The sequence below is a fragment of the Prevotella sp. PTAC genome (genome assembly GCF_013166535.1).
GTDB lineage: Bacteria > Bacteroidota > Bacteroidia > Bacteroidales > Bacteroidaceae > Prevotella.
The window spans coordinates 1-13,489 of sequence record NZ_JABKKK010000021.1 but is presented as its reverse complement, the minus strand read 5'-3'; the positions used below and the strand labels follow the sequence as shown (position 1 = coordinate 13,489).

General features: G+C 40.5%; 17 protein-coding genes. 8 read left to right on the top strand and 9 right to left on the bottom strand.

Annotated features, from left to right (window positions below; genetic code table 11):
• The first annotated feature begins 165 nt into the window (after positions 1-165).
• Both HPS53_RS12165 and HPS53_RS12160 read left to right on the top strand, forming a co-directional pair.
• Positions 166-747: a hypothetical protein gene (locus HPS53_RS12165; protein ID WP_216651929.1), complete on the top strand. Its 582-nt coding sequence runs from the start codon at positions 166-168 to the stop codon at positions 745-747.
• The gene (locus HPS53_RS12160) at positions 740-1,270 is read left to right on the top strand and encodes a very short patch repair endonuclease (protein WP_172206463.1); all 531 of its coding nucleotides are present in this window, start codon (positions 740-742) and stop codon (positions 1,268-1,270) included. The genes HPS53_RS12165 and HPS53_RS12160 overlap by 8 nt, the downstream gene beginning before the upstream one ends.
• A 536-nt stretch (positions 1,271-1,806) precedes the next feature.
• Here HPS53_RS12160 and HPS53_RS12150 read toward each other — a convergent pair.
• Genes HPS53_RS12150 through HPS53_RS12140 form a run of 3 tightly spaced genes read right to left on the bottom strand, consistent with a single transcriptional unit; the run spans position 1,807 to position 4,149 of the window.
• Complete coding sequence (locus HPS53_RS12150; protein WP_172206459.1) at positions 1,807-2,664, bottom strand: serine dehydrogenasease; 858 nt, start codon at positions 2,662-2,664, stop codon at positions 1,807-1,809.
• A 7-nt stretch (positions 2,665-2,671) separates the two neighbouring features.
• A complete protein-coding gene (locus HPS53_RS12145) occupies positions 2,672-3,742 on the bottom strand; it encodes an ImmA/IrrE family metallo-endopeptidase (RefSeq protein ID WP_172206457.1) in 1,071 nt (356 codons plus the stop codon).
• A gap of 2 nt (positions 3,743-3,744) precedes the next feature.
• The gene (locus tag HPS53_RS12140) at positions 3,745-4,149 is read right to left on the bottom strand and encodes a hypothetical protein (protein WP_172206455.1); all 405 of its coding nucleotides are present in this window, start codon (positions 4,147-4,149) and stop codon (positions 3,745-3,747) included.
• A gap of 114 nt (positions 4,150-4,263) precedes the next feature.
• On the opposite strand from HPS53_RS12140, the gene HPS53_RS12135 reads away from it, so the two are divergent.
• The 6 genes from HPS53_RS12135 to HPS53_RS12115 all read left to right on the top strand — a co-directional run bounded on the left by HPS53_RS12135 (position 4,264) and on the right by HPS53_RS12115 (position 7,989).
• Positions 4,264-4,464, top strand: coding sequence for a helix-turn-helix domain-containing protein (locus HPS53_RS12135; protein ID WP_172206453.1), 201 nt, complete (start codon positions 4,264-4,266; stop codon positions 4,462-4,464).
• A gap of 7 nt (positions 4,465-4,471) precedes the next feature.
• A complete protein-coding gene (locus tag HPS53_RS12680; RefSeq protein ID WP_253942897.1) occupies positions 4,472-5,248 on the top strand; it encodes a hypothetical protein in 777 nt (258 codons plus the stop codon).
• A gap of 88 nt (positions 5,249-5,336) precedes the next feature.
• On the top strand, positions 5,337-6,395 hold the full coding sequence (locus tag HPS53_RS12675) for a class I SAM-dependent DNA methyltransferase (protein WP_253942896.1): 1,059 nt from the start codon (positions 5,337-5,339) through the stop codon (positions 6,393-6,395).
• Positions 6,388-7,002, top strand: coding sequence for a restriction endonuclease subunit S (locus HPS53_RS12125; RefSeq protein WP_172206451.1), 615 nt, complete (start codon positions 6,388-6,390; stop codon positions 7,000-7,002). The genes HPS53_RS12675 and HPS53_RS12125 overlap by 8 nt, the downstream gene beginning before the upstream one ends.
• The gene (locus HPS53_RS12120) at positions 6,888-7,499 is read left to right on the top strand and encodes a restriction endonuclease subunit S (protein ID WP_172206449.1); all 612 of its coding nucleotides are present in this window, start codon (positions 6,888-6,890) and stop codon (positions 7,497-7,499) included. The genes HPS53_RS12125 and HPS53_RS12120 overlap by 115 nt, the downstream gene beginning before the upstream one ends.
• Positions 7,492-7,989, top strand: a complete 498-nt coding sequence (locus HPS53_RS12115; RefSeq protein WP_172206447.1) for a restriction endonuclease subunit S — start codon at positions 7,492-7,494, stop codon at positions 7,987-7,989. The genes HPS53_RS12120 and HPS53_RS12115 overlap by 8 nt, the downstream gene beginning before the upstream one ends.
• Before the next feature lie 33 nt (positions 7,990-8,022).
• On the opposite strand, the gene HPS53_RS12110 is transcribed toward HPS53_RS12115, so the two are convergent.
• From HPS53_RS12110 to HPS53_RS12085, 6 genes are all read right to left on the bottom strand, one after another.
• Positions 8,023-8,964, bottom strand: a complete 942-nt coding sequence (locus tag HPS53_RS12110) for a relaxase/mobilization nuclease domain-containing protein (RefSeq protein WP_172206445.1) — start codon at positions 8,962-8,964, stop codon at positions 8,023-8,025.
• On the bottom strand, positions 8,961-9,326 hold the full coding sequence (locus tag HPS53_RS12105; RefSeq protein ID WP_172206443.1) for a MobC family plasmid mobilization relaxosome protein: 366 nt from the start codon (positions 9,324-9,326) through the stop codon (positions 8,961-8,963). Before HPS53_RS12105 ends, HPS53_RS12110 begins: the two co-directional genes overlap by 4 nt.
• Positions 9,327-9,502: 176 nt before the next feature.
• The gene (locus HPS53_RS12100; RefSeq protein WP_172206441.1) at positions 9,503-10,441 is read right to left on the bottom strand and encodes a toprim domain-containing protein; all 939 of its coding nucleotides are present in this window, start codon (positions 10,439-10,441) and stop codon (positions 9,503-9,505) included.
• 253 nt (positions 10,442-10,694) lie between these two features.
• Positions 10,695-11,900 (bottom strand): primase-helicase family protein, encoded by a 1,206-nt coding sequence (locus tag HPS53_RS12095; protein WP_172206439.1) that lies wholly within the window; start codon positions 11,898-11,900, stop codon positions 10,695-10,697.
• A gap of 288 nt (positions 11,901-12,188) precedes the next feature.
• The gene (locus tag HPS53_RS12090) at positions 12,189-12,578 is read right to left on the bottom strand and encodes a hypothetical protein (protein WP_172206437.1); all 390 of its coding nucleotides are present in this window, start codon (positions 12,576-12,578) and stop codon (positions 12,189-12,191) included.
• Positions 12,575-13,489 (bottom strand): site-specific integrase (locus tag HPS53_RS12085; protein WP_172206435.1); only part of this gene is annotated, 915 nt, incomplete at its 5' end. The genes HPS53_RS12085 and HPS53_RS12090, both read right to left, overlap by 4 nt.

Genomic DNA, 13,489 nt, shown 5'->3' with positions numbered 1-13,489 from the left:
TAGCGAATCAGATGGCAATTTACGCCATTTTGAGAAAAATACAGATATTGGTCAATTTTTCCTCAAAAAGATTTGGATTTTATCACAGTATCTAAATCATATGATGAGACCGATGATTTCATTGAATACTTCTCAAATTGTACAACTGGACTGTTAAAAAGTTCAATGCTTTCGTCTATTGGCAAGCAAGATATTCATGAATTGTTTAAATCTGACGGGATTGATGATAAACCGACCGATCAAGATTTATGTAATTTGAACTGTTTTTTAACTTTTACAGATAAAAAACAGCTGGAAGATATGCATACAATTCAGACAGGAGACATTTTTATCCTATCCAATCCTTATCATCCAGAAGACGGAGGCGAAGAATATCTCATTTGCATAACACAATCGTGTGATTGCAAAAGGCCTAGAAAAATTTATCATAACTATGTTTTTCTGCATGGTCATAAAGCGGATTTAAAAAGAGCACTCAAAGAAACAGAAAAGGAATGTTATTCTTTTATTTCATCAAAGGATGCTATTGAATGGACCCATCGTTTCTTTTCAATACACATAGAATCTCAAAGAAAATTTTATATTAATCGTCCAATAAGGGTTGTATTAAATAATGGACGAAATAATGAAATGTTATTCTTAGGCAACCAAAAAATAGAATTTACACAACGCCTCATAAACTATGCGTTTTCCCATGCACAACGAATGGGTATAGATTTACCTCATTATCCTGACGAAGATGACTGATGTGATGACGCCGGAGCAGCGAAGCCGATGCATGGCGGCGGTTAAAGGGAAGGATACTAAGCCGGAGATGATTGTCCGGAAGTATCTTTTCTCTCGCGGTCTGCGCTATCGTGTTAATAATAGGAAGTTGCCGGGGTCTCCTGATATTGTCCTGAGAAAATATAAGACGGTTGTTTTTGTTGACGGTTGTTTCTGGCATGGACATAAGGACTGCAAGTATTTCAGGCTACCGAAATCCAATGTTGATTTTTGGCGGCATAAGATAGCGATGAACATTGCTCGCGACTATGCCAATAATGTAGACCTCAAACTAGCCGGATGGAGGGTAATACGCATTTGGGAATGTGATATTAAAACAAAGGCTAAACGCGAAGAAGTACTCCAACATCTATATGCCGGCATAACTCAATCATCCAATATTGAACATTATCAATCCAACGAAATTGACAATGAATCAATAGCAGCAGAACCAAACATTCCGTATGGTGAACCAAAGTATTCTTCTAAAGAGAAAGGTCACTAATGTAGTTATATACGCTATTCCTGATTATCAGAATCTTACCAATTAAGATAACATTTTCTGATGATTAGGAAATCTCGAAAAATTTTCGTAATTATGGACGACTTTTATAACCTCTTTATTTATAAGAGGTTTGAGAGAAAGGTTAAAATAGAGGTAACGAATTGGCAACCGTGTTTATTTCTGCGCTTTGCTGTGAGTTGCTGTCAATGCCTCTCGTCTTGATACAAAAGTAATAATAAAAATCGAATGTTAATCTGATTCCTGATAAAATTTTTGTCTTCTATTCAACATCTAAAATACTCAAAACTCATTTGACAAAATTTTAGTTCTGAATTGATGCTTAGTATTCGCGGTCATTTTGTATAATGGCATATCTTCAGGATACACAGTTATTCTTCTCTGAGAGTTTACATCTATACAGAATTTCTTCATTGATTCTTCATAAGACTCAATCTGCCGTTTTGCATCTATAATAAATGTATCTTCCAATTCTAAATTATCACATATTAAATGTTCTAACTCTATCTTCATAAGATCTATAAAAAGATTCTGTCGTGAATAAATATTGGAAAGCCCTTAAGTCGTACATAATCAGACATGGTCTCGTAGTAATCGCGAATCTTTATCCGTAACTCAATATTTTCGCTATAATCTTCTATCTTTAATTTCAATTCTTTAAGAGCTTCTATATTAATTGGTCTACCATGAGACCTCCAATCATTATTATCACTTAAATGCTCTGCAATTTTTGCGGCACGTTCTTTCTTCTCTTCAATTGTTACATCCGTTCCATTACTATGTTTTGTCCAATTCTTGAATTTGTATTTAACCAGCCATTTTTTTAATAAGTCAATAGTTAAATCTCGTGCTTGCTCAAAACTACGAAGTTCGGCTAAATCAAAGTCTTTTAATATTGCAAATTCCACATTTGTAAGAGTCCCAAGTTTGGCCTTCTCAATGTATTCATTAACTTTATCCAAATACCCTAATGCGGCCACCCATTTGCCTTCTTTATTTTGAACTTGAGGGTCTATTGGACCTAATACCGAAAAATAATCCATAAAAATACTATCACCACTCATACAAAATATAGTACCTGCACTATACGCATAATCAGGCACTATGAAATTTACTTCTGAATAGTGATGCCTGATTATATTAACATAACGTTCTACTGTAATTGCACTGCCGCCTGTTGTAGTTAGTAGTATATAAAGAGTATTATGGTGATTTGCACTTTGGGCAAGCTCTTCTACTAATTTTAAAAATACATTTTCATTCAAATTCCCTATTGGGCCATAATATACCAAAACATCTGCATCAAGATACTTTTCCAAGATTTCCAACTTGGAATTGAGCAAAAGTCTTAAGTTATTTTCTAATTGAGATTCCATAAAATTGTCATTGATATTGTGAGGTAAAATCAATCTGAATTCTACGTTGAAAAGCAGGAGCATACTGAGCTTTTAATAACCAATATGATGCAAATATGGGTTTTACGCTAAATTCTTCCGCCAATGAATTAGCAGACATGAACTGTCCCATACGTTTGCGATCAAACACTGCTTTCCGCAAGCCATCTCCATGAAAAAGGTATTCATTAGCGAATTTATTGGCTTCTTTTTCTCGCTTGTTTTGCTTGGTTTTCGATTCGTTTATCTCGCCTTCGTAAATCTCAACATTCTTATGTTTGATAGCATGCCCTAATTCATGGAAGAGAGTAAACCAACAAGATATAAGGTCGTGTCCACGATCCGATATCTGAATGAGAGGTTTATTTTCAATCCAACGTATTGCTCCGTAAACGGTTTTAGGCAGAGAGGGGACAAAAACCAGACCTATACCAAAGCGTGAAAATATTGATGGTAGAGATTTAAAATACTCAACATCTTCAATATGAGCCATCCATTCTCTTGATTCAATCCAATTCATTAATTCCATTTCGTTATAATCAGGAAGATTGAGAGCGTTAAAATCAAGCTCACCACGACGCAGCCAAGCATGCAGATTGATTGAGTCAACTTCAATTTTATTTTGGGAACGGAATAGTGCAGCTTTTTTTTCTGAAGTTTCAAAAATCTCCGTATCGGAATCTACACCAAAGAAATCCAAAATATCATCAAGAATATCATATCCTTCCGTAAATTCACCACGCAGCAAAGGTAATACCTTTTTTAGCTTAGTATATGTTTTCTTTGCCTGATTATAATTAGCCATATACCGTGGTTTTTCTTCTAAATATTCTTTCTGAAAATTAATCAGATATTCACACACATTAGAATCGCTCAATATTTCAGCAGCTTTCCTTAATGCTTTATTTGATAGTTTTTCCTTACTCCTTAAATCCTTAATGCCGATAAGTTCTTCGAAATTCTTAATGCCGCGAGCCTCGAATATATCAGCAAGTTCCCCTCCGACTGTATTGCGCAATGTCAAAGGGTTTAATACAGGTATTTTTTCAAGTGCAGCCATTTTTATATATTGTTATAATCGTGATTGTTTACAGCAATAACATATATTGTCATTATTGAGTTGAAATCTCCTTGCCAATCTTGTGTTAATAATAAATTCTTTTCTTCATCTGTAATATGATTAAAGAATTTTCTTGGCCCTCGTCCAACACGAACTTTCAAAATTAAGGGGTCTTTTTTAGCGCACCCTTGTTTTATCTCTATTCGGTTATCTGTTTGACCAAACATTGCATTATAGGCCCCAGCTGAAACATATCTCCTTAATCGGTCATGCAACTTTTTTGCCGGTTCCATCAGATTAGCTCCAAAAGTCTTTGAAAATGCTCTTGATGCATTACGATTATCGGGATTTAATACAAAATCTCGATAACATTTAACTTCTTTGGAACTACCGTATTCAATGTTCATTTCTACTCCAACTTCTTTTTCAATGTGCAAAGATACAATTTCTCTTTTAGAAACTCATCCATTACCAAATAAAATTTTGTATCTTTGCAACCGTTAAACAAAAATGACGTGTGCATGAATCGGATAAAACAGGAATTGGAAGCCAAAGGGATTAGTCAAACAGAATTGGCAAATAGGCTTGGAAAGACTTTTAACATGGTCAATCTATACGCCACAAACAAAGTGCAACCTCCTGTTCCTGTTTTATATCGAATTGCAGACATTCTGAATATTGATGTGCGAGATTTACTCGTATCTAACAAAACCAAAGTGTAATCACTATATGGCGAAAAAAGAGGTTAAAACAGACCTTTGGGTTTATGAACTGTTGCAAGAAGCAGACATTCATTTAACGCCACAAGGATGTGATATAATAGAAATAGACGAGGCTTTAAAGACAGCTTCAAAATCAAATACAGGAAACGCCGGCTATCCCGAGTATTGTGGGGTGGTTAAAGATTTCATTCTTGTAGTTGAGGATAAGGCTTCGCTTGACAAGCATTTATACAAGGATGAGAAAGAACTTATTGCACAGGATGTCAAGGCGGTAAGAAATTATGCAGTAAACGGTGCATTGTTTTATGCAAGACATTTGGCAGCAAAAACTTCCTACAACAAAGTGTTGGCAATTGGAGTATCAGGAAATGAAAAACGCCATCGAATTACGCCTGTTTTCGTAAATGAGCGGGATGATTACCAAGAGTTAGCCGATGTAGAGACATTCATATCATTTAACGAGAGTAATATTGACGAATTTTATTTAAAGGAGATACTTCATGAAGAAACGGATGTGGAGAAGACCACGGCTGAGATATTGAAAGATGCAGCTGAACTTCATGAGTATTTACGCACATATGGACAACTTACAACAGAGCAGAAACCGCTGGTGGTTTCTGGTATTATGTTGGCGTTGCGTGAGATAGATTACAAAACATTCTCTATTGATTCTCTTATCGGTGATACCGTAGTTACTGACGGGCAAAAAATTTATGATGCGATAAAAAGCAACCTACAACGCGCAAAATGTAACACCCGATACAAAAAGAGAAAAACTTCTTAGTCAATTTTCTGTAATTAAGGACACTCCAAAAATTAATGAGATAGAAGAAAGATTAGGAAAGACGCCACTGAAACATTATACGGAGTTCTTGAATAAAAGTATTTTTCAAAATATCAAGTACCATAATTCAGCGGAAGATTATCTTGGACGATTTTATGGAGAATTTATGTCTTATTCAGGCGGTGATGGACAGACTTTAGGTATAGTTCTCACACCGAAGCATATTACAGAGTTGTTCTGTGATTTGGCTCAACTTAAACCAACAGACAAGGTTATTGACCCTTGTTGTGGCACGGCAGGTTTCCTAATCGCTGCTATGCACAAAATGGTCAAGATGACCGATAATGACAGTCAACGCCGAAGCATAAAGCGCGACCAATTATTTGGTATAGAACAGCAGCCGTATATGTTTACTATTGCTACTACTAATATGATATTACGTGGTGATGGGAAAAGTAACTTGCACAATTTGGACTTTTTAAAACAAAATCCGAATCAAATCCAATTGAAGGGTTGCACAGTCGGTATGATGAATCCACCTTATTCTCAGGGAACCAAGCAAGATCCCTCCCAATATGAGATAAGTTTCACCGAACATCTGCTGAATTCTCTCGCTGAAGGTGCAAGGGCTATAGTAATTATACCGCAATCTTCTGTTACAGGTAAGAGTAAAGAGGAGCAGAATATCAAGAATAATATACTCAAAAAACATACTTTGGAGGGCGTTATCACTCTCAATAAGAACACGTTCTATGGAGTAGGTACAAACCCATGTATAGCAGTGTTTACGGCTGGAATACCTCATGCAAAGAACCACCTTTGTAAATTCATAAACTTTGAAGATGATGGTTATGTGGTTAGCAAACACATAGGTTTAGAAGAGACCGCAAGTGCCAAAGACAAGCGACAGCATTTACTTGATGTGTGGTTTGGACGAATTGAGGCAGAAACAAAATTCTGTGTAACAACGACAATTGAAGCGGAAGATGAATGGCTTCATGCGTTCTATTACTTCAATGATGAAATACCATCAGAAAAGGACTTTGAGAACACGATGGCTGATTATCTGACATTTGAGTTCAACATGATAACTCATGGCAGAGGGTATTTGTTTGAAAACACAATAAACGGAAGAGAAAATGAATAATCTTTCTTTAGAATCTCGATGTTGGAATACATTCTTCATAGAAGATGTCGCTGAAATAGTTTCAGGACGAGACATTTACGAGAAAGAACGTTGGGATGGACTCGTGCCATACATTACTGCCACAGCGAATAACAATGGTATTGGCTATTTTGTTGCAAACAACAATGATACGCTTGAACGTGGCTGTCTCTCAGTTAATAGAAATGGGTCGGTAGGTTATTGCTTTTATCATCCGTATGAGGCTTTATACGGTAATGATACTCGCAAATTGCGTCTTAAAAGGAATAACAGATATGTTGCTCTATTCATTTCCTTGTGCATAACCAAACAACGAGAGAAATATGGATATGGCTATAAAATGGGTACGGGACGTTTGAAACGACAACGAATACTGCTCCCTGTAGATGCCAGCGATAATCCTGACTGGGCTTTTATGGAAGCCTATATGAAGCAAAAAGAGAAACAGATATTAAAACCAACAATAGAAAGATTATGCAAACAACTGATAACCAGCGATATACTGGGGGGGGTAAAACGCTATACTCCAATTGGAAAGAATTTGTTTTTGGTGAAGAATTTTCTATTCAATCCACCAATAGCGGCATAGACAAAAACAAGCTCAATCAAAAAGATGGCGTTATTCCGTATATTACTCGGTCTGACCTAAATAACGGAATGGATATGTTTGTAACAGAACAATCCTTACGATATAAAGTTGATGAGGGTAACGTGATAACTATCGGTTTAGATACACAAACTGTATTTTATCAACCTACTTCTTTTTATACAGGGCAGAACATACAAATTATCAGACACGCAAAGCTGGATAGATATAATGCGATGTTTTTGATTGTTGCAATAAAAAAACTCGTGGAAAAGTTCAGTTGGGGTAGCTATGGAGCAACACTTACAAGATTAAGGAAGAGTCGTGTATATTTACCAGCTACTGATAATGGAGAGATTGATTTTGCTTTCATGTCTTCTTTCATGAAAGAGGTTGAGCATAATATACTCAACACTACGCTTAAAGTCTTCAAGGACAGGATAAGTATTAATAAATCTAAAATGGGGGGGGGTAAAATGGAAGAACTTCCTCTTGTGTGAATTGTTTCCCACTCTCGTTGCAGGAAAGTCCAAAGGACTCAATCATATTGAAAAATCAGACAACGGAATTAGCTATCTTGGTGCAACCAATCAGAATAATGGAGTGCTGTGTTTTGTAAACAGGGATGAAAAAACAATACAAACGGGTAACTGCATCGCCTTTATTCGTAATGGCGAGGGGTCAATGGGTTATTCTGTGTACAAAGCAGAAGATTTTATTGCTACATCTGATATGACATTAGGCTATAACAAGCATCTCAATAAGTATATAGGAACATTCATAACAACCATTGCAGATCGTGTGCGAGGAAAATATAATTTTGGATATAAACGAAGTGCAAATCGTCTATCCAAAGAAATTATCACACTTCCTGTTGATAATAACGGATTTCCCGACTGGAAATATATGGAGAACTATATGCGAAATATCGAAAGCAAGCAAATACTGTCATATTTAAAAATGATACGGAATGGCTTTTCTCAAATTTAGAGATTGGTATTCCGTATCAAGACGTTAAACACATTACAATCTCATACCCCGTTTGCGTTTCTTCTTTCTGTGCAGTATCTCCGCCATTTCCTGATTGGCTTCCGCATCAGCGGCGTTGTAAGATGAGCCGTTGCCGTTCAGCAATCCCAACGAACCACTGAATAACTCATTGCGTGCTGAACCGGACGGTGCGTTTGGCGTGGCAACATTATGTACTTTGGCTGTCATTCCCATACGCTCATTATATCTGTTGCGCTGCAAGGCTGCGTCAATCTTGATATAGCTGAAACGTCTGTCCACCTTGGAGCCGTTAAAACGGTAGCCGTTCTTGGTGAATACAATTCCCTGTACCTCGTCCGTTTGCCTCTTGTGCTTGAAACTGACTTCCACGCCCTGCCGTTTCAGATTGGCAACAAGCACGTTCCAGTTACCGCACCTGCCTACCTCTTTTTTGAGAATGTCGTATAATTCGTACTTCGTTTTATCCGGTTCTTTCAGTCGGTTACGCTTGACATCATCTTTTCCATTCGCCATGTGCAAACCGTATTTCAAAGTAAGTTCCTTGCAAATACGGGTGCTGCGCAGCCGCTCGTGCCTGTCCGAAATGGTATTGCCGTTGTTGTCTATGCGGTTGAAGGCGATATGCACGTGCGGATGCTCCTTGTCGAAATGTCGGGCAATGAAGAACTGCGTGTCCCGAATGCCCATTCTTTCCATATATTCAAGTGCGATACCAGCCATTATACGATTGGTCAGTCGTGGTTCATCCTCTTTAGAGAAACTCAATGCAATATGTCCGACAGGTTTCGTAACCTTGTTGTTCATCTGTGACTGCGCATTGAAACTCATGGCGATGGTTTCCTTATTTTCCATGAACAAGCCATCGTATGCCACCACCTGCGTCCCCTTGCCTTTGTCAAGAATGTAATCCACCACACCTTTGAAGTCGCTTCCCTTTACGATTTTCGCCATCATATCCCTATCTTGTTCAGAAGTTCATGAATCCTTGCCACTGCCACCTTGCAGTCCCACTTTTCATCATGAAAGCCTCCGGCGTTCGCCTTGTGCGCAAGCTGGTTGAGATTGTTCGCCATGCCGCAGAGTTGGCGGATGTATCCGGCGTGTTCCTTTGACAATCGTTCTTTCACATGACCGTTCCGGTAACATTCCCTCATGTACTCGCTCGGCGATACGCCCGCCTCATGCGCCTGTGTCATCAGACGGAAGTAGTCGGCTGCCGCCATCTTTACGCTAATGCGATAGCTCAACTTTTCTGCCGTTTCTTTCTTCGGACGACCGCCTTTGTTGCGTTCCTTGTGTTTCTTATTATGTTCCATATTTCATTTCTTCTAATGCTGTTATTGATTATACTATATAGACCAACGGGATGACACTTACCGAAACTTGGGAAGTGGGTAGCAAGCAGTTTCGGTACACCCGAAACACAAACTTGCTACCTCTCAATCCTCAAAGAATGAGTTTCGGGCAGCTCCCGTTTTTCTCATTCGGAATGTCACAATCCCAATCCTTTCTTTTTCGGTTTTACGATGGTTCGTGGCGGTGGATTGACGGTCAAATTTTGCCGTTTCCCACACAGGTAATCGTTCAGGTCTTTGTGTCCTTTGTAGTTGTCGGAGAAGTCGCGGATGCGTCCGGCGAACTCCCTTTCCAATTCTCGGTATACGTTTCTTCCTGCCTCGTCATTGTCGAGCAGGCAGTGAATGCGCCCGTACCCGTGCAGCACATCTATGGCTTTGGAAACATTGGAAACGGAATTGAGGACGACATAATCCTGCCTGTCAAGGTTGGGCATGGTCGGGCAGTTCTTCATCCGTAACGTGAGGAAGGAAAGATAGTCAGTCATGCCTTCGAACACGAGGCATTTCTCTCTCGGCTCTCCCTGCTGCCGGATATGGCTGATGTCCTTTGGAGCGATACAGCCCTTGAAGAAACGGTTGCGCACCTCATACCCTCCCGCCACGTTCGGGAAACCGATGGCGAAATAAGGCTTGCCGTTATGGATGAAGTGCAGTTCCCTGCATTCCAATCTTGCCAATGAAGTGTTTATACCCCGTTCCTGCAAGTAACGGAGCAGTGCCGGATGGGTGAGTTCTCCCACCTCCAGATGTTGGAAACTCGGTTCGGATGCCTGCTGGCGAAAAGGAAAAGACACAGGACGGATGTGTGGAGCCTGTTCAACTATCCTGTCAAGCAGGTAAGGTACATAATCGGATGCATAAAGTTCCTGTGCCAACGTAATGATGTTGCCGCCTCTGCCCAGTCCGTAATCGAACCACAGGTTACGGTCGGTGTTTACCTTGAACGAGGCTTCCGTTTCCTGTCGGAACGGGGATTTGTACCACAGGCTGTTCCCCTGTTGCTTTACGGGCGTGTAGCCCAGACTTTGCAGATAGTCCGCGATTCTGATTTGTTTGGCTTCTTGGATGTTCATGATTTTACAGAAGATTTGATAGTGGATGTAAAAACGTTGATTTGATGAATGATAGGTACAACATATTTATATACAGCATTATAACCGCTCAACATCTTCTCAACAAACCACTCGACAAAAGAGAAACCAATAAATGGGTACTGTTTTCTCTCAACGTCTCTTTTTGATTGTTGAGTATTTGTTGAGAGTGTATGTTGTTTATTATCAGCATGGTTATATCCTTATTCATCAATTCAACAAAAAAAGAATGGTATTACAGGAATTCAAGCTGTTTCCTTGTGACGGTGTAGAAACGACCGACTCTTTTTATCGGCTCATACCGACATTCCCGATTATAGTTGAACTGGTATGTGGTATAGGTCAATCCGTTGGATGTTGGTGTGAGCTTCCAGCACTCCTGCAATACCTTTCGGACTTGGTGCTTTTCTACCTTTACCTGCGAGTGTATCAGCAAAAGAAGAATATCGTTATAGCAGAACGAGAACGTGTTCATGCCCGTACTGTCCATGATGTCGAGTATAAGCTCGCACATCTCGATTTCCAGACGGTTACGGTTGCTGCGAATAATCTTCTGCAAGGCTTCGGTATGCAGCAATGACGGGGCAAACCACATCCGGCTTTCCTTTTTCGTTGCCATCGTCCTGTGCTGCAAATGATACAGGAAAGCCGGGATTTCCGCTTTCAACTTTTGCAGAAAATTGGTATCGTCAGATTGCAGGCGGTTTATCTTGCGTACCCAATAACGTGTTTCGCCCGCATCGATGATGACAGGCAGATACTCGTTGTTGGAACACAGCACGAACTTGGCGAAAAAGGCTATCTCGTCACGGTCTTTGCCCTTGGCTTCCACCTTATAGGAGAGTGTGGTGCTGAGGTTCTTCAACCGCTCGCTGTCCTCCCTGCGGTTGAGCAGTACCTCGTCCACCACGATAAGCAGTTTACCCGTCCAGTCGGAATTGAACTGACTGCGGAAATCCTCGTTGGTGTTGAACGTGACGTTGTTCTGAAACACGGCTTTCAGAAAGTTCAGGAACGTGCTTTTGCCTGTGTTACGTTCTTCCGATACCAATAGCAGGATAGGCAGTTTTTGAACAGGTTGCAGGTAGAGCAATTGCAGGTAATCCATGCCCAACTCATACTGTTCACCAAAGATGTGGCGCACCAATGACCAGATACAGGGAAACTCGCCTTGCTGTGGGCGGTGTCCTATCGGCTCATAGAGGTTCAGGAACTTGTCCACCACGGGACGGTAGTCCACATGGTCGGGGACGGTACAGAAGCCGTCATACTTCGGCACGGAGGCGAGATAGTCCTTGCCGTAGTCCTGTCGCAACGTCTCGTTGTTCCACACAATGCGTTTCCTTACATAGCCACCGTTCAGACGGGGCTGGTTCACTAACTTGTAGAGGGTAGTACCCACACGGATAAACTCCTCCTTTTCTGTATTTTCTTTCTTCATCGGCATCTTGATTTTATGATTGTCGGATGTTTGTCTGGCACAAAATTCTGCAATACAAACAAGACGGATTGACAACTCACACGTGACTCACGTAAGATTTTCTTGGATTTGGCTTAAAAGCATACGACAAAAGCCCGAAGAAATGCCATTCTAATGGATTCTTCTTCGGGTTTGTCGTAATCGTACGTATGAATGGCAATACACCTATTCACATACTCGTATAAATACATTGTCGGCAATGTGAATACGCATAGGTCTCACTACTTCATGTCGTCATATCATTAGGATTTATGCCTGATAATTAGACATATCCCTGCCATTTATACCCAGCGAAAAGAAGAATGTTGTTTTCTCTTTTCGCAAGTACAGCCTTTCAAACATAGCTTTGCGCACCTGTTCCGCACCGAAGCTGTCAATGTGGAAAGCAAGTGCGACTATTATCGGAAAGCTGAACACATCGGCATGATACCCGTTCTCCAGCCGGACATACTTCTGTACCTCATATTCTTTCAGTACGCCGCTTTTATACACGGCACGGATAGCTGCACGGAGTGTCGGGACGATTATCCCGAACAATTCCACCAATTCCGGCTCACTCATCCAAATGCTGGCGACATTATCCGGTATGATAATATTGCCGGATTCACTCATTGTTATGGTGCTTCTTTCCATACTCATCCCATTGATATGTTGTTAAACGACTGGTTGAGCTTGTTGCCGAACATGGTCAGGTCGTTGTCAAGTTTCTGCGTGGTTATCTTTGCGTAGATTTGGGTTGTGACGATGTTCGTATGTCCCAATACACGGCTCACGCTCTCGATGGGCATACCCTTGCTCAAAGCTAACGTTGCGAAGCCATGACGACTGCAATGAAATGAAATTGACTTGGTTATACCACATTCCTTTATCATCCGTTTCAGAGGTTTACAGACAGACCAGTAGTTCAAGCCGGGGAATATGCGGTTGTCTTTCTGCATCGGTCGGTAGCGTTCTATTATCTGCAAGGGTATATCCAGCAGCTTCACTTGAAAGGGGACTTTTGTCTTGTGGCGTTTGGACAATATCCACTTCTCGCCATTCACCTCCACTATGTTGTCATTCGTCAGTTCCTGAATGTCCACGAAAGACAAGGCGGTGAAACTTGCAAAGACGAAGATGTCACGAATATATGCGAGCTTGCTGTCTGCAAACTCATGTGTCATGACCGCTTTCAGTTCATCTTCCGTCAGATATTCCCGTTCCTTTACATTGGGACTGATGTGGAACTGTGCGAAAGGGTTGCGTGGTATCAGTCCGTTGAAGTGCGCACGCATCACCACGCCTTTCAGCCACATACATTTCTCCCATATCGTTCCGTTATGCAGTCCGGCTTCCGTTGAAAGATATGCGGCAAACTCCTTTATGAAATCGGGAGTAAGTTCCGGCATAGCCATGTCGGTACGTTTATAAAATGACTTGATGAAAGCCGCAACATAGTTCCTTGCCACTACACGTGAGCGGTAGGTAGCCATTGTACGATCTTTTCCCACACGCTTCTTGAACACCTCGTTCTCACGGTCAAAAGCCTTGAGCAGGGTTTCATACTCACT